The 19,752-nt window shown below is 37.6% G+C and carries 14 protein-coding genes; 4 read left to right on the top strand and 10 right to left on the bottom strand.

Going from position 1 to position 19,752, the window contains the following annotated elements; translation table 11 throughout:
- Positions 1-86: 86 nt before the first annotated feature.
- Positions 87-2,348: a multicopper oxidase domain-containing protein gene (locus tag FUA48_RS09475; protein ID WP_147583309.1), complete on the bottom strand. Its 2,262-nt coding sequence runs from the start codon at positions 2,346-2,348 to the stop codon at positions 87-89.
- A 2-nt stretch (positions 2,349-2,350) separates the two neighbouring features.
- Positions 2,351-4,867: a heavy metal translocating P-type ATPase gene (locus FUA48_RS09470; protein WP_147583308.1), complete on the bottom strand. Its 2,517-nt coding sequence runs from the start codon at positions 4,865-4,867 to the stop codon at positions 2,351-2,353.
- Between the two features lie 177 nt (positions 4,868-5,044).
- Between FUA48_RS09470 and FUA48_RS09465 the strand changes: the two genes are divergently transcribed.
- Positions 5,045-5,413 (top strand): DMT family protein, encoded by a 369-nt coding sequence (locus FUA48_RS09465; protein WP_147583307.1) that lies wholly within the window; start codon positions 5,045-5,047, stop codon positions 5,411-5,413.
- Between the two features lie 50 nt (positions 5,414-5,463).
- Here FUA48_RS09465 and FUA48_RS09460 read toward each other — a convergent pair whose 3' ends face one another.
- Entirely contained in the window at positions 5,464-6,861 is a 1,398-nt protein-coding gene (locus tag FUA48_RS09460) for a di-heme oxidoreductase family protein (RefSeq protein ID WP_147583306.1), read from the bottom strand.
- Positions 6,862-6,935: 74 nt separating this feature from the next.
- Positions 6,936-8,123: an imelysin family protein gene (locus FUA48_RS09455; RefSeq protein ID WP_147583305.1), complete on the bottom strand. Its 1,188-nt coding sequence runs from the start codon at positions 8,121-8,123 to the stop codon at positions 6,936-6,938.
- A gap of 189 nt (positions 8,124-8,312) precedes the next feature.
- Here FUA48_RS09455 and FUA48_RS09450 point away from each other — a divergent pair, with 189 nt between their 5' ends.
- Genes FUA48_RS09450 through FUA48_RS09440 form a run of 3 tightly spaced genes read left to right on the top strand, consistent with a single transcriptional unit; the run spans position 8,313 to position 13,169 of the window.
- Positions 8,313-9,413, top strand: coding sequence for an imelysin family protein (locus FUA48_RS09450; RefSeq protein WP_147583304.1), 1,101 nt, complete (start codon positions 8,313-8,315; stop codon positions 9,411-9,413).
- A gap of 2 nt (positions 9,414-9,415) precedes the next feature.
- Positions 9,416-10,783 (top strand): HTTM domain-containing protein, encoded by a 1,368-nt coding sequence (locus FUA48_RS09445; RefSeq protein WP_147583303.1) that lies wholly within the window; start codon positions 9,416-9,418, stop codon positions 10,781-10,783.
- Positions 10,722-13,169, top strand: coding sequence for a TonB-dependent receptor domain-containing protein (locus FUA48_RS09440; RefSeq protein WP_147583302.1), 2,448 nt, complete (start codon positions 10,722-10,724; stop codon positions 13,167-13,169). The genes FUA48_RS09445 and FUA48_RS09440 overlap by 62 nt, the downstream gene beginning before the upstream one ends.
- A gap of 88 nt (positions 13,170-13,257) precedes the next feature.
- Here FUA48_RS09440 and FUA48_RS09435 read toward each other — a convergent pair whose 3' ends face one another.
- The 6 genes from FUA48_RS09435 to FUA48_RS09410 form a co-directional block, all read right to left on the bottom strand.
- The gene (locus FUA48_RS09435; RefSeq protein WP_147583301.1) at positions 13,258-14,448 is read right to left on the bottom strand and encodes a glycosyltransferase; all 1,191 of its coding nucleotides are present in this window, start codon (positions 14,446-14,448) and stop codon (positions 13,258-13,260) included.
- 720 nt (positions 14,449-15,168) lie between these two features.
- Complete coding sequence (locus tag FUA48_RS09430; RefSeq protein ID WP_147583300.1) at positions 15,169-16,308, bottom strand: hypothetical protein; 1,140 nt, start codon at positions 16,306-16,308, stop codon at positions 15,169-15,171.
- A 39-nt stretch (positions 16,309-16,347) separates the two neighbouring features.
- Positions 16,348-17,913, bottom strand: a complete 1,566-nt coding sequence (locus FUA48_RS09425; protein WP_147583299.1) for a helix-turn-helix domain-containing protein — start codon at positions 17,911-17,913, stop codon at positions 16,348-16,350.
- 93 nt (positions 17,914-18,006) lie between these two features.
- Positions 18,007-18,591: a chemotaxis protein CheB gene (locus tag FUA48_RS09420; protein ID WP_147583298.1), complete on the bottom strand. Its 585-nt coding sequence runs from the start codon at positions 18,589-18,591 to the stop codon at positions 18,007-18,009.
- The gene (locus FUA48_RS09415; protein ID WP_147583297.1) at positions 18,573-19,382 is read right to left on the bottom strand and encodes a CheR family methyltransferase; all 810 of its coding nucleotides are present in this window, start codon (positions 19,380-19,382) and stop codon (positions 18,573-18,575) included. Before FUA48_RS09415 ends, FUA48_RS09420 begins: the two co-directional genes overlap by 19 nt.
- Positions 19,383-19,388: 6 nt before the next feature.
- Positions 19,389-19,751 carry a response regulator gene (locus tag FUA48_RS09410; protein WP_129752488.1) on the bottom strand — a complete coding sequence of 121 codons (363 nt, stop codon included), beginning with the start codon at positions 19,749-19,751 and terminating at the stop codon, positions 19,389-19,391.
- Between the last annotated feature and the right edge of the window lies 1 nt (position 19,752).

The following is a 19,752-nucleotide window of genomic DNA, read 5'->3' as shown; positions in this document are numbered from 1 at the left end:
ATTCCAAACTGTAGATTCGTTCTACACACAATTCCACAATTCTACAATAAAAACAATATTAAAAATATTCTTCTCTACTTAAAAGTTTAATATGTAAGGGCAATCCCTGCTCCAAAACCCATATCACTATCATAGTGGGTAGACAGCGACCAGTATTTGGTTAAAATATATCTGCTGCCTACACTATATTCATAATCTGTATTCCAGCTACCCCACAATCTTAATCGTGATGTAAGGGGTATATCTTCCCGAGTAAACTGTAATCTTACTTTACCTTCGTGGTCTACCCTTAAATCGGTTTCAACAAACCACGGCAATACATAAATTACGCCCAGACAGGCCACAACCCTTTTATCTTTTGTACTGGTTTGCCCAAAAAGATTGGTCTCAACCTCATCGGTTTTCCTGTACCTGAAATCCCAGCCTGTATATACCGAAAGAAATTGCTTATTATCAAGATAACGGCCTATATGCGCTTCAGTCTCATAGCCAGACTCATCATTATATCCTAGTCTCCATTCTAAATCTGCAAAATTCCTTGTATTAGCCAGCCTAACCTCACCATCACTACCGTTAGACTCCAACCCTATATCTGCCGACAGATAATATCTCCTGTCATCATTATATACTTTTTTAAGTGCCGCTACAGGATCAGGTATTTGAGGATTTGGCGGGGAGTCTTCATAACTGAAAATCCTTCCCATACCGGACATCATGTGATATAGGATATGACAATGGAAAAACCAGTCACCGTATTCTTCTGATGCATTAAACTCTATAACATCGGTTTCCATAGGCATTACATCAATTACATTTTTAAGTGGCGAATATTCCCCATACTGATTCACTACCCTAAAGTAATGCCCGTGCAGGTGCATAGGGTGACGCATCATAGAGTTATTGGTAATTACAATACGGATATTCTCTCCAGCCTTTATCAGTATCTTATCCGTTTCAGATATTGTTTTATTATTAACTGTCCATACATAACGGTTCATATTACCGGTAAGTTCAAAGTTCAGTGTACGGAAAGGCTTATCGGGCAACGTAGTTTTTACCGGCGATTTAAGCATATCATAATTAAGGGTAACTAATTTTCCTTTGTCCATATCCATATGCCCCATGTGATGATTATGCTCTCCCATATCCATATCCATATCCATATCCATCTTCATTTCTTTATCTTCCATTGCAGTATGGTTATGACCACTCTCCTTCTTTTTAGATTCAGGATACATTACAGCATTCATATCCATTTTTTGAAGGCTCATTTTCATACCCATATCTTTCATATTCCCTCCGGTTGTCATCATGCCGTTCATCATCTTCATACCTTCAAAGTAATTTAACCTACCCATAGGTTCCTGATGCTTTTTAGTACCATTACCCAACCATAATGAGGCGTGTCCTATTCTGTCTTCCGATGTTGCCATAAGCTCATAAGATGTATTGCCCTCAGGAATGGTAACAATAACATCATAGGTTTCGGAAACACCAATTATAAAACGATCCACATTTACAGGTTCAACCTCTGAACCGTCTGAAGCTACAACAGCCATTTTACCTCCGGCATAATTAAGCCAGAAATAACTTGACGAACTGCCGTTTATAATTCGTATCCTAATCTTATCCCCTGCTTTAAGCTGGGGTATTTCCTGCTCTGTTACTCCATTCACAAAAAAACGATCATAATAAACATCACTAACATCCATAGCATGCATACGCTTAAATTCATTGGTAAATTTGGTTCCCAAGTACCCTTTTGCCAATGCTTCACCGTAGTTTTGGGTAGCACCCTTTTTTATGGCATACCAATCGGTTTCCCTGTGCAGCAACCTTTCAATCTCATGAGGGTTCTCATCGCTCCAGTCGCTTAAAAGCATTACATACTCAGGAATTTTAGGTTCATTCTTTTTATTAATTATAAAAGCACCATACATACCCGACTGTTCCTGCAACATGGTATGGGAATGATACCAGTAAGTACCGCTCTGTTTTAAAGGGAATTTATAAGTGTGTACGGTATTACTCTTTATAGGGGCAGTAGTAAGATAAGGTACACCATCCTGCTCGTTAGGCAATAGCAGACCATGCCAGTGTATAGATGTAGCATGCTTAGCGTTGTTATGCACTCTTATTACGGCTGTATCCCCTTCGGTAAAATGAAGTTCAGGTCCCGGTATTGTGCCGTTAATCGCAATTGCTTTTACATTTTTTCCGGTATAGTTTACAACAGTATCTGTAACATAAAGATCATATTCTGTTACTTTTTGTGCATTAGCCATAAATACCCAAAGCAGTACAAACGGCAGCAACAATCTATTTGATATTTGTTTAGTTTTTGTCATAATTAGTGCAGTTTTAAATTCTTAATTCTTAGAGAATTTACAATTACTGATACCGAACTGAGACTCATTGCCAAAGCCGCAATCATGGGTGATAACAGTATACCGAAGAAAGGATATAATACACCTGCCGCAAGCGGAATACCTAACGCATTATAAACAAAGGCAAAGAACAGGTTTTGCTTAATATTACGCATAACACCCTCGCTTAGTTCACTCGCTTTAACAATACCATGCAGGTCGCCTTTTACAAGGGTTATCTGTGCGCTTTCTATAGCAACATCAGTTCCTGTTCCCATTGCTATACCTACATCGGCTTTTGCAAGGGCCGGGGCATCATTAATACCGTCGCCCGCCATTGCCACTATCTTACCCTGAGCCTGTAATTTCTTAATTTCATTAAGCTTGTCCTCCGGAAGGCATTCTGCCACAAAATGCTTGATTCCCAACTCATCTGCCACAGCCTTAGCTGTGCTTTTGTTATCTCCTGTAAGCATCACTACATCAATTCCCTTCTCCATAAGCGCAGCAATAGCTTTCTTACTGGTTTTCTTAATGGCATCGGTAATAGTTACAAAGCCTTCTACTTTTTCGTCTATACTTATGTAAGAAACTGTTTTTCCTGTTTCCTGTTCTTTAGTGGCCTGTTGCAGCACCTCATCCGTTAGAGAAATTTTAAGCTGTTCTAAAAGCTTTTTGTTACCAATTGCTACCCGTTTATCGTTAGTTATACCTGTTACCCCTTTACCCGAAACAGCTTCAAAATCTTTTACAGTATGCAACTCTGTACCCAGTTTATGGGCATGATTAACAATAGCCTGTGCTAATGGGTGTTCACTCTGTTGGTTTAGCGACGCTATTATTCCTGATAGTTCTTTCTCACTCATATTCCCTACAGACACAACCTTATCTACCGATGGTTTTCCTTCTGTAAGGGTTCCTGTCTTGTCGGTAATCAATACATTTACTTTAGCCATATTTTCAAGGGCTTCGGCATTTTTAATAAGTACGCCGCTTTGTGCCCCTTTACCTACCCCAACCATAACCGACATAGGCGTTGCAAGCCCTAAAGCACAGGGACACGCAATAATTAATACAGCCACAGCATTGGCAAAGGCAAACACGTATGCCTGTTGTGAACCGAAGATTGCCCAAACAATAAAGGTTACAATGGCAATGGCTATTACAATAGGTACAAAATAGCCTGATATCTTATCGGCCAGTTTTTGTATGGGTGCACGCGAACGGCTGGCATCATTAACCATGTGTATGATTTGAGAAAGAAGGGTCTCCGATCCTACGCGTTCGGCAGTCATTAAAAATGACCTTGATCCGTTTATGGTACCTGAACTTACCTTATCACCCTCATTTTTGGTTACAGGTATAGGTTCTCCGGTAATCATAGACTCGTCTACACTGCTACTTCCTTCTTTTATGGAACCATCAACAGGTATTTTCTCTCCGGGCTTAACCCTTAAAATATCACCTGCTTTTATATCATTTATATCAATAACTTTTTCAGTCCCGTCAACCACTACAGTAGCTTCGGTAGGAGAAAGTTTCAACAATTCTTTTATGGCTGTATTGGTATGGGTATGTGCCCTTGCTTCCAGTAACTGCCCTAACAGCACCAGGGTAAGTATCACTGTCACGGCTTCAAAATATAGATATACGCTACCTCCATGCCCCTTAAACTGATCGGGAAATATGGAAGGAAAAAACAGCCCTGTTATACTAAAAATGAAAGCTGCGGCAGCCCCAACACCTATAAGGCTAAACATATTGAGTTTCCATATTTTGAATGAAACCCACGCCCTTTCAAAAAACATCCAGGCAGCATAAAACACAACCGGTAATGAAAGCGCAAACTGAATCCAGTTTGAAACGGTATGCGATACATATTTTGAGATAGGGTTACCCGGAATCATCTCTCCCATTGCAATAACAAATATGGGAATAGTGAAGACCATAGCTACCTTAAACTTTTTAACCAGTATTTTGTAGGTCTCGTCTTCCTCTTCCTGAGGCTCTAACGGCACCAGATCCATACCACAGATAGGGCATGCACCCGGTTCATTTCTTATAACCTCAGGGTGCATAGGGCATGTGTATTGCTTTTTCTTTGGAGTAAGGTCGGGGGCTTTTTCCAAATTCATCCCACACACCGGGCAACTGCCGGGTTTATCATAAGTCTTATCTCCTTCACAAAACATAGGGCAATAGTATTTACCGCCTTCTACTTTATGAGAATGGTTATGGTGGCTATGATTGTGATGTTCGTGATTATGATGTGTGTGCTCTCCTTGTTTAGGAGGTTCAGTACTTATAATATATTTACTGCCTGCCTGAGAAAGCTTTTCCTGAAGTTTTTCTATGGGTATATGCTCTTTCATAGTAACTTCTGCTACCGGTGGGTTAAGGGAAACTGTAGCCACAATCCCCTCTATCTCGTTTAATGTTTTTTCAACCTTAGTGCGGCAGCCGTTACAGCTCATCCCCTGTATGCTATATGTATGTTTCATAGTTATTTACCTTTAAAAATTATTACCCTAAGTAATAGTATAAAGGTACTACTTAACAAAAGAACAGCTGTTACACTATTTTTGGTTTATCCTTTAAAATTTACGTTTGTTGAGTTTTGGGCGTTCACTTATTGAGATAAATTATTTAGTATATTTAATTCACTAAAAGCAGTACCTATGAAAGGCTTTCTAACCATCGTTTTACTTGTTATTTCTAACACATTTATGACTTTAGCCTGGTATGGGCATTTAAAGTTCTCTGAATGGAAATGGTTTAATAAACTGGGGCTTGCAGCTATAATATTAATAAGCTGGGGCATAGCCCTGTTTGAATATGTTTTTCAGGTTCCGGCAAATAAAATTGGTTTTAAGGAAAACGGCGGACCGTTTAATTTAATTCAGCTAAAAGTAATTCAGGAGGTTATTACCCTTATTGTATTTGCTGCTTTTACAATACTGTTCTTTAAAACCGAAAACTTCAGGCCTAATCATATAATAGCCTTTATATTTTTAATCCTGGCTGTGTTTTTTGCCTTTAAAAAATAAATCCGCATTGCTTTCACAATGCGGATTCAGGTCAGATTTATTTTAAAGGCTTATAGTGAATTTAAAAACTTAAGAAGGTCTTCCCTTTCGGAAGCCGATAATTCTTTGAACTTATTTTTAGAAGCCTGGGCTTCACCCCCATGCCATAATATAGCCTCAGTAATATTGCGTGCCCTGCCATCGTGCATAAAGTTTGTATGCCCGTTTACAGTTTGCACAAGGCCAATACCCCATAACGGCGGAGTACGCCATTCACTTCCTGTTGCTAAATAATCAGGCGCATTGTCTGCCAGTTCAGGCCCCATATCATGCAAAAGCAAATCGGTATAAGGACGAATAGTCTGGTTTGCATAACCCGAAATGATATAGCTGCTGCCTGTTTGCATTTTTGGCTTATGGCAGGCTATACAGTTAAGGTCTCCAAAAATCTGTTTGCCTCTCAGTACTGCCTCATCATCATAATTTCTCCTGATAGGTACCGCTAATGCACTTGAATAAAGTACCATCCTATCGAAACTTATATCTGTAATTTCAGGACTTCCCCCATTTGGAATACTGTTACAATCTACTCCCGGAGGGCAGTTCTCGTCAGGGAATATATAAGAGGTAATCCCCATATCCCCGCTAAGTGCTCCTGCAACCTGTTGTTTTATATTAGGCTGATTGGCCTTCCATCCAAAGCGTCCCATTTTTTGAGAATCGCTAAGTACATCATATACATAATTTGGCCTTCCCGATATACCGTCTCCATCGGAATCAAATTCATCGGCAAATCCTAAAATAGTCGCTTCCGGTACTGCCTCTAAAAGTCCAAGACCAATAATCTGGTTCGCTATTCTCGGAGAGAACATTACACCTGAAGCCAGCGGACCATAGCCTAAATTGTTTATGGTATATATTGGTTTTTGCAGTTCTACAGTAGTCCCGTCTGCAAAAGTTTCTGTAATAATCTGGTAAGTAATACCTATCTGTCCTTTTATTGTAGGCCCTAAAATTGCATTATCCTGAAGCTGTCCTCCATAAACCGGATCGGGCATTGAGCCACCATGCGGATTTATACCCGAAGTGCTTAACCTTATAAGTAGTCCCCTGCCCAGTTCGCCATCGTACATTGGCGGACGGCCGCGTCCATCCTTAAAGTGACAACTTGCACACGCAACGGCATTATAAAAAGGCCCTAAACCATCGCGTGCCGTTGTAGACGAAGGAGCCGAAACCCATGTTTGCCTGAAAAAAGAGTTACCCACTCCAAAATCGGTTGCCTGATCAGATGTTAAGCCTGTATAGGCAAAACCAAAAGCTTCTTCGGTAGCGTTGTTTACCGTAGCAACACCTCCTGAATACTGCTCTCCTTCTTCGGGAGCCAGGCTCACATAATCTTCGTCATTCTTACTGCACCCTGTTACAATCAGGGCTATGCAGGCAAGCGAACAGATGATTTTTTTCATTACTTTATTTTAACAGCAAAGTGCCTTCTTTAAAAAAAGAAGACACTTTGTAACTTATTTTATTTGGCGAAAAATCACTCAATAGTAACGCTAATCCCAAGCTTAGCTGCACCCGCAAGTAAATTAGGCGCAAGTTGTTCTTGTAAATCAAGCACAGCCGTTTTTACTTTAGCACCTTCTTCAGAGTTAGCACCACCCATAATAGCATAATCAAATGGTATTGCTATTGCGTTAATACTGTTCTCTGTTAATATAAATGCAGCGTCAGTATCATCAGCAATCATGGCATCTGCCTGTTCTACAAGATCTTCAAGAGATGCTCCTGTAATATTACCGTAAGTACCTTTGTAAACATTATACACACCTTTAAAGTTTAAGTAGATATCACGGTGTGTGTTATCACTAAAACAAGAATGCTCATCTTCCTGATCCATGTTTGCAAGAGCAACGTCCATACGCTCTACTGCAAGCTCAGCAGCTGCAAGAGTAGTTATCCCTAAATACATGTTTTGTAGTGCAGTATCTTCCGATAAAGCAAGGAATACGTTTCTGTAAGCACCACCTTCTTTCCACTGGTCTACAAGGTAAGACAGGTGATCTGTAAGTAAATCGGCAACTACGTTTAAGTAATCACGTCTTCTGTCCTGGTTAATAGCAGTACCACCGTCAACAAAGTCAGTATATGGTCTTTGTCCCGGTATCATATCAGCAGGGGCTGTTAAATCCTGTCCCCAAAGAAGGAACTCAATAGCATGGTAGCCTGTACTGATGTTTTTCTCACCACCATCTTCGTTAAGGCTGATTAAAAGATCTTTAGTTATTTCAGGATAAGTATCGGTAGCATTAATAATACCTCCGTCTATTACAGTACCGTTATTGTCAACATAATCAATATAATTTTCATCAAGCGGCCATGCGTTAAGCAAACCTTCCGGACCATTTTCGTCATCTATAGGACCATTTGCAAAACGAAAAGCCTCTGTAGTACCATAACTCTCCCTAGCAGTTTTCCATCTAAGTTTAGCAGTTGTAAAGTTAGCATCAGTAGGGTTAGTCGTAAAAGCATTAATTGCCTCTTCCAGAGCTACTCCGTCATCGTAAGCATCTTTATAGTTTTGGTAAACAATATTTGCGTAGTTATCTATAACCTCAGCTTTAGTAACTGCAAACGATGGTGTGCTTTGATCGTCATCATTGTTACATGATACCATTACCAGTCCGGTAACAGCAACTAACGATAATCCCATGGTAAGTTTTCTCATTATGTATGTGGTTTGTTTTATTTAATGTTATTTAGATTTATTAAAAACAAGGCAAATGTAAAAACTTATAGAGTATAACCAAAAAATACCTTTGCAAATTTTAAGATTTTTTTGATGTTGAAGAAATTATTTATAATAATTATAGATAAGTAAGTTCTGTTTCATACTTTTGCAAAAAATTTTTAAAGAATGAAAAAAGTATTTGCAATAGTTATTTTGGCAGTTGTTGCCTTTGCCTGCTCATCTAATGATAATGAAGGAGTTAACAACAGTCAGAATTATGACCGTACTGCCATACTTACCAACTGGGCCGATAATATAATCATACCGGCTTACCAAAATTATAATGACAAAGTAAGCGAGCTTTACACAAAAACAACAGATTTTACTCAAAATCCTGATGAAACTAAGCTTAACGAACTAAGAACTGCGTGGCTAAGTGCTTATGAAGCATATCAATATGTTGCCATGTATGATTTTGGTAAAGCATCTATACTTTATCTTAAACAGAGCGCTAACACCTACCCTACTGATGTTGCCGGAATTGAAAACAACATTACTACAGGAAGCTATAACCTTGACACTCAAATACAGTTTAGCAGACAGGGTTTCCCTGGCATAGACTACCTCATTAACGGTCTTGGCGACGATGCAGAAACAGTTGCTTATTACAGTAATACTGCAGCAGCAGATTACCTTACTGCTATTACCGCACAGCTAAAAAGCATTGCAGAACAGGTTACTAACGACTGGAATGGTACTTACAGAAATACTTTTGTAAACAACAACGGAACTTCGGTTACAAGTTCTGTAAACGTTACAACAAACAACTTTGTGAGAAACTTTGAAAAAGATGTTAGAAGCGGTAAAGTAGGTATCCCTGCAGGTATCTTTTCAAACGGAATTACTTATGCTGACAAAGTAGAAGCTTACTATAAAAATAATGTATCAAAAATGCTGCTTAATGCAGGTATTAAAGCACAACAGGACTTTTTTAACGGTAAAGCTTTTAACAGCACTGCTACCGGGCCAAGCTTAAAAAGTGCTCTTGACGGTGTTAATGCCGTAAGAAACGGTGAAAACCTAAGCACTATCATCAACAATCAGTTTGCTGCTATTTATACTGCAAACAACCAGCTTAGCGAAAGCCTTTCACAACAGGTTACTACAGATAATAATAAAATGCTTAATGCTTATGATGCCATGCAGCAAAATGTAATTTACATTAAACTGGACATGATGCAGGCACTTAACATTACTATTGATTATGTAGATGGTGACGGTGATTAATAATGATTTCGCATATAAAGTCATATTTAAACTCATATACTGATGCCGCAACACTGGCCTTCTACAGGCTGGTGTTTGGTTTTATGATGCTTATGGGACTTGTTCGTTTTGCATCATACGGCTGGATAGACAAATTTTATATTCAGCCAAAATTTCACTTTACATACTACGGTTTTAGCTGGGTTAAGCCTTTTGGCACTTACACCTATGCCCTATTCATAATTTGTGCCATTGCAGCATTATGCATGGCTATAGGCTATAAATACAGGTTTGCAGCCATAACATTTTTCCTGAGCTTTACATACATAGAGCTTATGGATAAAACCACATATCTTAATCATTACTATTTTATTTCCATCGTAAGCTTTGTGATGATTTTTTTACCGGCATCGGCTTATTTTTCTGTAGATGCTTACAAAAACCCACAACGCAATTTTAGCCAGATACCGCGATGGACGGTTGATATACTTAAACTGCTTTTGGCCATCGTATATTTTTATGCCGGGCTGGCAAAACTAAATTCCGACTGGCTGTTAAACGCCATGCCTTTAAAAATATGGTTATCGGGTCATGCCGATTTACCTTTAATAGGCCCACTAATGCTAAAAAACTGGGTACATTTTGCCTTTAGCTGGTTTGGTGCCCTATACGACCTGTTTATTGTTTTCTTATTGATAAACAAGCGTACCCGACTTATAGGATTTGGTTTTGTGCTTATATTCCACCTGCTCACATCACTTCTTTTCCCTATAGGTATGTTCCCGTATATTATGATAGCCTCATCGCTTATATTCTTTAGCAGTAGCTTCCATAAAAAATGCCTCGCCATAATTACTAAGGCTTTCAGGTTACCTAAAATGGCTGTAGAATCAACTAAAAATTACATTCCACGAAGAGTAGGATTATACAAACTAAGCCTTTCAGTACTTACTGTTTTTCTTTTTATTCAGTTAGTATTCCCTTTCAGGTATTTATTATACCCTGGTGAACTGTTTTGGACAGAAGAAGGGTTCAGGTTTTCATGGAGGGTAATGCTCATGGAAAAAGCGGGTTATGCGCAGTTTGTGGTAACCGACTCAGAAACCGGAAAAAGCATACATGTAAACAATGAGGAGTTCCTTACCCGATTTCAGGAAAAGCAGATGTCTTTTCAGCCTGATTTTATATTGGAATATGCCCATTTTTTACATGACTATTATGAAGCTAAGGGTATGAACAACCCAAAAGTATATACCGAGTGCTATGTGGCACTTAACGGCAGGCTAAGCAGGCCGTATATTGATCCCAAAATTAATTTAGCTGATAAAAATGAATCATTTAAACACAAAGACTGGATTTTACCATTTAACGAAACTATTTGGGGGCTATAGCCTATTCCTGTTGTTAGTTCCTGTTTTTGCTTTCGCGCAAAACACCATTTCGGGCACTGTGGTTTCTAACGATGGTGGTACCCTGTCTTATGTTGAAATATTCAACAAAACAAACAATATATCACTTACCACCGATGCTAACGGAGCTTTTACAATTAAGGCAGCTACCCCACAAACTCTGGTATTTTATCGAGACAATTATGGCCTTTTAGAACAAACTGTTAGTCCCGGTGAAAATATTACCATTACCCTGCAAAAGGTTATTAACCTTAACGAACTGGTTATACAGCAGGAAAAGTTCTATTCACTTACCAAAATGAAGGATGTGGATGGTACAGCCATTTATGCAGGAAGAAAAACAGAGGTTATAGACTTACAAAAAATTACTGCCAATAAAGCGACAAACAACACCAGGCAGATATATGCACAGGTAGCAGGATTAACCATTAATGAGAATTCTGACGGCGGTTTACAATTAAGCATTGGCGGACGCGGACTTAATCCTAACCGTACCTCTAACTTTAATACACGCCAAAACGGATATGATATTAGTGCCGACGTTTTAGGATACCCTGAAAGCTATTATACCCCTCCTACCGAAGCATTGGCTGAAATTCAGGTTATACGAGGTGCTGCAGCCTTACAGTATGGTACTCAGTTTGGCGGATTGGTTAACTTTAAATTTCAGTCACCGTCAGAAAAACCAATTGAGGTGGTTACCCGCAATACTGTGGGCTCCTATAATCTTTTAACCGATTTTACAAGTCTAAGCGGCACTGTAGGCAAGTTTAGTTACTACACCTTTTTCAACTACAAACAGGGAGATGGTTTCAGGCCAAACTCTGAATTCAACAGCCGTAACTTTTTTGCGAACCTAAATTACCAGTTCAGTAAGAAGACATCACTGCACTTTGATTATACCATGTTTGATTATCTGGCAAAACAACCTGGCGGACTTACCGATTATATGTTTTATCAGGATATGTTTCAAAGCAACAGAAACCGAAACTGGTTTGACGTAAACTGGAATCTTTTGGCATTAAGGCTTAATCACCATTTTACAGACAAGTCTCAGTTTTCATTACAGCTTTTTGGTCTTGATGCCAGCCGTAATGCATTAGGTTTTCGTGTTAACAGGGTAGCAAACCCCGATATTGAAGGAACAGAAAGAGACCTGCTTAAAGGAAATTTTGTAAACTGGGGTGCAGAAGCCCGTTTTTTACAGCTTTATGACATAAACGAAAATAGCAGTGCTTTACTTATTGGCGCAAAATACTATCAGGCAAGAAATACAGGTTCGCAGGGACCGGGAAGCTCGGGTAGTGATCCCGACTTTAACTATGCTTTTGATGAGTTCCCTAACTATGCGAATCAAAACGATTATGTGTATCCTAACCTTAACGTTGCCTTTTTTGCCGAAAACATGTTCAGGCTATCGCCTAAATTCACGATAACACCGGGAATTAGAATTGAAAACATACGTACAAAAGCAGACGGATATTACAGGGTAATAAATACTGATTTGGCTGGTAATGTAATTTTAGATGAAACAACTCAGGAAAACGTTACCAAGCAAAGGGAGTTTATCCTTTTAGGACTAGCCGCCAGTTACAAACCTAATACTATGATTGAGTTCTATGGTAATTTGGCTCAAAACTACAGGTCGGTTACCTTTAACGATATACGTAATGCAACTCCAAGCCAGATGATTGATCCGGATATCACCGATGAAAAAGGATATACTTCCGACATAGGTGTTAGAGGAAAATTGGCTGATAAACTATCTTATGATGCCAGTATATTTGGTTTGTATTACAATGATAAAATTGCCGAATACCCTACAATTATCGATCAAAAATATGTACGCTACAGGAGTAATGTAGGGACTGCAATAACTTACGGTTTTGAAGCACTATTGGACTGGAACATTACAAATACTTTTTTTGAGGGAAGTAAATTTAAGTGGAACATGTTTACCAACACCTCAATAACAGGGTCTGAATACTTAAAATCGGAGGTACCAAACATAGAAGGTAACAGTGTAGAGTTTGTACCGCTTGTAAACCTAAAAGCCGGCTCAGGACTGGGATATAAAAACTTTACCTGTAACATACAGCTAACCTATCTCTCATCTCAATTTACCGATGCTATAAACAGTACTTCGGGGAAAGATGATAACACCTACGGTATTTTTGGAGAAATACCTTCTTATTACGTTGCTGATATTTCTGCATCCTACAAATGGAGAATGCTTAAACTCGAAGCAGGGATAAACAACTTTACAAACAACTATTATTTTACAAGGAGAGCCACAGGATATCCGGGGCCGGGTATTATACCATCCGACCCGAGAACGTTCTATACAACGCTTCAAATAACCTTTTAAGCATATATAAGCACAAAGCCCATGCAATTGCATGGGCTTTGTCAATCAAAACCAATAAAAAAACATTATGAAAAAGTTTTTACCCTCCTTATTTATAGTGTAGGGTTATTTTCCCTAACTGGCCCAGTAAATTGAAAGAATGAAAGAACGAAACCTTAGTATTACGGGCATAAATCCATCTGTCTAAAGGCTTTTCATACCATAGCTGCTGTACATTATAGCGACCATACTTTTTTTTAAGCCTTAACAGTATTTCTATATCAAAAAGTGTTTTGGTGTAAAACCTGTTGGCAAATGCCAGTTCTACAACATCCCTTGTCATTATTTTTACTCCGCATTGTGCATCCCTGAATTCAAGTCGGAATATTTTACGAATGGTATAATTTACAAACCTGTTTATAAACCTTCGTGTAGGTTCGGTAGTAATATCAGCTCCCATTCGGCTTACCCTGCAACCACTAACAACTTTGTATTTAGACTTTGTAATTGTATTAACCAAATCAGAAAAATCATCAAAATTGGTAGAAAGGTCAGCATCTATAAAACCTATGTAATCAAATTGCTTTTGCTTTGCCAGGTTTAGCATACCTAACCTTATGGCTTCTGCCCTACCCACATATTTTTTTATATTATAAATACTTATGCGTCCTCCGTTTTCCTTTTTAAGATCATTTAAAACGTCGAGGGTATTGTCGGTGCTTCCGTCATTTACAAAGCAAAGATGATAGCCCAGGTTCTTTGTTACAAAATTCCTGAACTCTTCACTTAAAAGCCATTTCTCTTCATTATAACATGGTATTACTACACCTATGCAGGTATTTTGTATAATACGGTTGTTTATGCTTACCGGTACACTTTCTGTCGGTATCGGACTTCCAATCAATTTTTTCACTCTTATCCCTATTTCTTTAAGGCTAACAGGCTTTTTCATATACTCGTTAGCTCCCAGTTCAAAACCTTTTTCTAAAATATCATCATCAACATTTCCAGAAAGTATCATAACCGGTGTATCGTGGTTTCTTACATATCTTATGTACTTTAAAACCTCAAGCCCTGAATCCTTGTTCTCTATTTCCTTAAGTGTATTTTCAGGAGAAAACGTATCGGCAGTAACCGACATATTAATATCGATAAGGGCTAAATCAGGACTAAAGCTGTCGTAATACTGTACCGCATCAAAAATGTTATCGGCACACTTTACTTCAAAACCTAAATCGGTAAGGCTTTTTTCTAAAGACAATAATACTAACTGTTGATCATCTACTATAAGTACTTTCATGGTACTATTATTATGGGGATTGTTATGTCAAATTTATATCTATAAAATGCTGTATAGTACAATTTTAGACAAGCTGCGGTTTGCTGTCGACAAATGGTAACAAAATATCGATGTGCTCTTATCAAAGAAAAACCCCCTCCGCAAACAAATGCTAAAAGGGGGTTAGCTTTAAATAGACATTAGTAAAGCTTTACATTTAAGCTCTTTAATTAATTTATGGTATTGGGGGGTATCGGCATTATGGTGGGGCTTAATATGCACACAGACATATGTGCATTATTAATACGTCACAAATATCATAATACTGATAATCAGATATATTGATTTTTCGACCAATGGTTATTTACATTAGACGAATAAAAAATTTGAGCCGATAAATACTATTTAGGAATAGAGTAAAAAAAACCATCCTGATTATTCATCAGGATGGCCAAACTAGCTAAAAAAAAGAATTAATATAAAAATTTATATTACTCAACTAAAAAACTCTGGATAGTGGTAGAGTAGCACCGGCAAGCCGGATAAAAGAGTTAAGCCCCACTTCAACTGCAATTTACTACTCACCCTCAATAGGGTATCTCAGAGAACTTTGATGCAAAACTATAGCTAATTGTGGCCATTTTAAAATAACTGTTTTTAGGAATTAAAGAAATTTCAGGTTTTAATAAAGAAAAAATTAATAATCAAAATACTGATAATCAATTTCTTGTGTAAATATTTTTATTTTTTTTGATTATCTTCCATATCACTCCTTTTTTGCTCTAAAGACCTTCTCTTCTTCCTTATTTTTAAAAACATTATTAACAAAATTACAAGTAATAGAAACGAAATTGCAACTATAATTAAGGTTAATTTCTTACTCTGTTCCTGCTCGCTCTTTTTATTTTCTACTGAAATTTTATTTGCAACCTTATTTAAAGATTTCTTTTCTTCATCACTCAATTTCTTCTCTTCTTCTAAAGCCAGCTTATTATAATATTCGTGCTTTTCAAAATCTTCAATAGAAAGATAGTCTTCGGAAAGCTCCCTATAAAGCTGACTCTTCATTGAGGCATCATTTAAATTTTTCACCTCATCGAGAACCTCATTCAATAAAGCTACAGCTTCTTTATAGTTTCCTTCCCTTTTTAACACCCTTGATAATCCCATTTTCCCATAGGCAGCTCCCTGGGTAGCATTTACACTTTCGGCATACTTAATAGTCTCGGTAAAGTTTTCCTTAGCAGCCTCAAGATCATTAAGCTGGATATAGCAATCGCCGGCATTATTACTGGCAATACAAAAGCTTACTGCATTTATTTTTCTTTGTGTATCAGCCTTAAATATTTGTGCAGCTTCATTAAAATAAGGCAGTGCATACTCACAACCCAAATTATCTTTTTGTATAAGTCCTTTTACAAAAAGTATATTGCCTCCAAAATATTTTAATGAATCAGGGATGGTCGCTGTTTTATATATTTTTTCGGCCTGATTAATATAAACCAACGCCTTATCGTTTAACTGTAACCTCCTGTATTCTCCTGCAATAAACCCTAAAACCTGTATTTTATTTAAGGGCGTACCTTTAGTATCGGCAATGTTTTTTGCCTGTAGGGCAGTTTCCATAACCTCATCATGCTTTTTCAATATGGCATAGGCATTTGCGATAGTCAGCAGATAAGTAATTTTAAGTGTAGTATCATCCTCTTTTATTAGCGGATAGGCTTCTTTAGCTTTCCTTATTGCTTCTTCAGGGTTATTATAAACCATGAGGTTTATCTCGGTTTTAAGGCTGTCCAGATTTACCTGAGCAGATACACGGAAACACATAAAGAGCAGGCATAGGGCTACCGCTGCTTTTTGCAGATTATTTTTTAGCATAGTTGGTTGTAATATAAATTCAGTAAAAAGATAGTGTTTTTAAACTACTTCTCTTTCCTTTTCGGTTTTCTTTTTAAGGAAGTTTATAAATTGCTTAGGAGTAAGATTAGTGACCGATTTAAAAACTACAGTAAAGACACTATGAGACGCAAATCCGCAGTTTTCAGCCAGATAGCTCACCTTATAATTTAAAAATTTAGGATCGGTTTGCATCATGTCAATTATATAGTCAATCCTTAGATCGTTAATGTAAGCATTAAAGTTTTTCCCTTTATGTTTATTAATTATTTCAGAAAGGTATTTTGAGTTGGTCTTCATTTTTTTAGACAAAAACTGAACCGACATATTAGGATTGGTAAACTCCTTACCGTTTTCAAACTCTTTTAGCCTGTCTAAAATTGCCTGTTCAGTTTTCTCGGGAATAGTAAGAACCTTAACTTCTTTTTTGGCCTCTTCCCTATCGTTCTCTATCTTAACAAGCAGTCTTTCAAACTTTTTATATTCCTTATCCAGCTTTTTGTTATAGAAGAAGTATACAGCAAAAGCTACAACAAAAACACAAATAATAACAACCAGTAAGTAAGTATATCTTGTTTGGTTCTTCTTTAAAATTACGTTATGCTCCTTTTCAATTTGGGCAATAAGCGTATTTCTTGCTTCTCTTTCTAAAGTAGATAAGGCATCAAAATTGGCTTTATATAGCTTATAGTTTTCTTTATACTTAATATCATCTCCCTGTTTAAGGTAAATTTGAGACAAACTGTAATAAGTATCAGCTTTAACCTCGGTTTCAATCACTTTGCATGACAGTACTTTCTCAAATGCTGTTTTAGCATCTTCCGTTTTGACACCCTTCAGGGCTATTTCTCCTATTCCGTTGTAAGCAGAGGCTGCTATAGATGAAAATTCCAGTCCGCCTATCTTTAAAATATCAATTGCACGCTGATAGTGCTGTTTTGCCCCTATATAATCTGAAGTGTTGAAATAAGCTTTACCCAATGCACACTGTATTTTAGCACACGTACCGTAAAACTTGTTTTTATAGGGCTGAATTATAGTATATGAAGACGATAAAACCCTTATCGCTTCAGAAAACTTTTTATCTGAAACTAAAACCTGTCCCTTTTCATACAACACCTTAGCCTTGGCTAAAGCCTTCTTATCTGTATGCGAAATAAGGTTGGAGTATTCTTCTGCCTGTTGAATATAAGTATCTGATTTATCGGTAAGCCCAAAAAACCTGCATTTAGAGGAAATAGAAGTCAATACAAAGGTTTTAAGGAAACTGTTATTGCTTTTGTCTAACAGCCTGTATGCTTCAAAAAGGCTTTCTACAGATTGTTTATAATCATCTTTTAAAAAGCTAATTTCTGAGATAAGATAAAGCCCCTGGACTTTTTCATCGTTATCATCAGCATTATCCAACAGGTAGTGTGCTATTTTAAATCCCTTATCAGGATCTTTATAGCAGTTGCTTAGGTTTTCAAGGAAAATAGCCTCTTTGTCGGCTACAGACTGTGCCGAAACAAATCCTGAAAAACATAACAGAAAAAGAAGTACTATTTTTACTCTAAATACCATACCTGCATTAAAAATCGTTAACAAAGATACTCTTTTATAAAAATGTTAAATTACTTTTTTTATAAAAGGGGTTTCCAAGTATCTATACAATTTATACAGAATCAGGCAAATAATGTATTACAAATTTATATTTGTAACAAATTTTAATATCTCGTTTATATCTAAAACATAATCAGGCTGCATATTAGCGATAGCATTAACCGGCATAAAAGGAACCTCTGCACTGGCTGGCTTTTGTACTACAGTAATTCCTCCTGATTTTTTTACTATCTCAAGCCCTTTAGTACCATCGGCATTAGCTCCGGAAAGCAATATTGCAATCAGGGTACTGCCATAAATTTCTGCTGCCGACTCAAAAGCAACATCTATACTTGGCCGGCTGTAATTAACTTTTTCTGAAGTATCGAGAGAAAGGGTATGGTCCTTTTCAAAAAGGAGATGATAATCAGATGGGGCTATATAGATATTTCCCGGCTCTAATGGTGTTTTATCATCTACATCCTGAACAGGAACTTTAGTTTTCAGCCTTATAAGGTTTTCCAGAAGGTTATCTTCTCCGCTCTTTCTGTGAAGTACAATAACAAGAGCAAACGAATTTAATGTATTAAGGTTGGGTAGTAACTGCAAAAGTACTTCGAGGCTACCGGCAGACCCTCCTATTATTACCACTTCGCATTTTGCGTTTATTTTACCTTCTTCCATATTTTCTCCCTGTTAAGTTGCTGAAACCGATCCTGAACGGTCGAAAACTTAATAGTTTCTTTTGTACCCAATGCCAAATAACCCAAACACGCCAAGCTGCTATCAAACAACTGGAGTGCCCTGTCCTGCAGGTTCTTATCAAAATAGATAAGTACATTACGGCACATTATTAAATCAAATTCATTAAAAGAACCGTCTGAAACCAGGTTATGCTGCGAGAATACCATTTTTCCGGTAAACTCATCACTAAACTTGGCCAGTCCGTAATTGGCTGTATAATAATCGGAAAAATCGTTTTTACCTCCCGATATCATATAATTTTCAGAATACTGCTTCATCATACGCAAAGGAAACACACCTTTTTTAGCAGTATCCAGTACTATTGCATTAATATCTGTTGCATACAAAAGTGACTTGTGTAACAGGTTGGCTTCTTTTAATAATATCGCCATAGAATATACCTCTTCCCCTGTAGAACATCCGGCATGCCATATTCTTATAAAGGGTTTTGTTGCAAGTACAGGAAGAATCTCTTCCCTTACCACTTTATAGAATAGCGGGTCCCTAAACATCTCAGTTACATTAACCGTCACCTCTTCGACCAGGTGCTTAACATACCCCGGTTCGCTTCTTACTTTAGAAAGCAAATCAGAAAAATAGGTAAATCCGTCTATCTGGTACAGCCTGTCCACACGTCTTTTTAAAGATGCTCTGGAATAGCCACTAAAATCGTAACCATAATATTCAAACACTTCATTTATCAAAACCTCAAGTTCACGGTCACTAATCATACAGTTTTAAATTGTGTTTAATAAAAGTAATAATTTATCTACATCTATAGGTTTAGAAACATAACCGTCTGCCCCGGCCTCAAAACATTTTTCCCTGTCACCGGCCATAGCCTGGGCCGTTACCGATATTACAGGCAAATCTGCCCTGTGTGGTATCTCTTTTATCAGCGGAATCGCTTCATAACCATCCATATCGGGCATCATCATATCAATAAGCACAACATCTACAGGCTCCTCGCCTTTTAAAATAGTTAAAGCCTCTTCTGCACCGCTGCACGACAGGCAGGCAAAGGATTTGGCTTTTAAAGTAGCAGTAAGCGCAAAAATATTCCTTGCGTCGTCGTCTATTATCAGTACTCTTTTACTCATT

The sequence above is a fragment of the Flavobacterium alkalisoli genome (assembly GCF_008000935.1).
Classification (GTDB): domain Bacteria; phylum Bacteroidota; class Bacteroidia; order Flavobacteriales; family Flavobacteriaceae; genus Flavobacterium; species Flavobacterium alkalisoli.
Note: the sequence above shows the minus strand (reverse complement) of the source record. Positions and strands in the feature narration are given on the sequence as shown.

What these genes read in the sequence shown, in the direction of transcription:
- FUA48_RS09460 (WP_147583306.1), bottom strand. Translation starts at nt 6,861, where the DNA reads ATGAAAAAAATCATCTGTTCGCTTGCCTGCATAGCCCTGATTGTAACA.
- FUA48_RS09465 (WP_147583307.1), top strand. Translation starts at nt 5,045, where the DNA reads ATGAAAGGCTTTCTAACCATCGTTTTACTTGTTATTTCTAACACATTT.
- FUA48_RS09450 (WP_147583304.1), top strand. Translation starts at nt 8,313, where the DNA reads ATGAAAAAAGTATTTGCAATAGTTATTTTGGCAGTTGTTGCCTTTGCC.
- FUA48_RS09435 (WP_147583301.1), bottom strand. Translation starts at nt 14,448, where the DNA reads ATGAAAGTACTTATAGTAGATGATCAACAGTTAGTATTATTGTCTTTA.
- FUA48_RS09430 (WP_147583300.1), bottom strand. Translation starts at nt 16,308, where the DNA reads ATGCTAAAAAATAATCTGCAAAAAGCAGCGGTAGCCCTATGCCTGCTC.
- FUA48_RS09410 (WP_129752488.1), bottom strand. Translation starts at nt 19,751, where the DNA reads ATGAGTAAAAGAGTACTGATAATAGACGACGACGCAAGGAATATTTTT.
- FUA48_RS09470 (WP_147583308.1), bottom strand. Translation starts at nt 4,867, where the DNA reads ATGAAACATACATATAGCATACAGGGGATGAGCTGTAACGGCTGCCGC.
- FUA48_RS09475 (WP_147583309.1), bottom strand. Translation starts at nt 2,348, where the DNA reads ATGACAAAAACTAAACAAATATCAAATAGATTGTTGCTGCCGTTTGTA.
- FUA48_RS09440 (WP_147583302.1), top strand. Translation starts at nt 10,722, where the DNA reads ATGAATCATTTAAACACAAAGACTGGATTTTACCATTTAACGAAACTA.
- FUA48_RS09415 (WP_147583297.1), bottom strand. Translation starts at nt 19,382, where the DNA reads ATGATTAGTGACCGTGAACTTGAGGTTTTGATAAATGAAGTGTTTGAA.
- FUA48_RS09420 (WP_147583298.1), bottom strand. Translation starts at nt 18,591, where the DNA reads ATGGAAGAAGGTAAAATAAACGCAAAATGCGAAGTGGTAATAATAGGA.
- FUA48_RS09445 (WP_147583303.1), top strand. Translation starts at nt 9,416, where the DNA reads ATGATTTCGCATATAAAGTCATATTTAAACTCATATACTGATGCCGCA.
- FUA48_RS09455 (WP_147583305.1), bottom strand. Translation starts at nt 8,123, where the DNA reads ATGAGAAAACTTACCATGGGATTATCGTTAGTTGCTGTTACCGGACTG.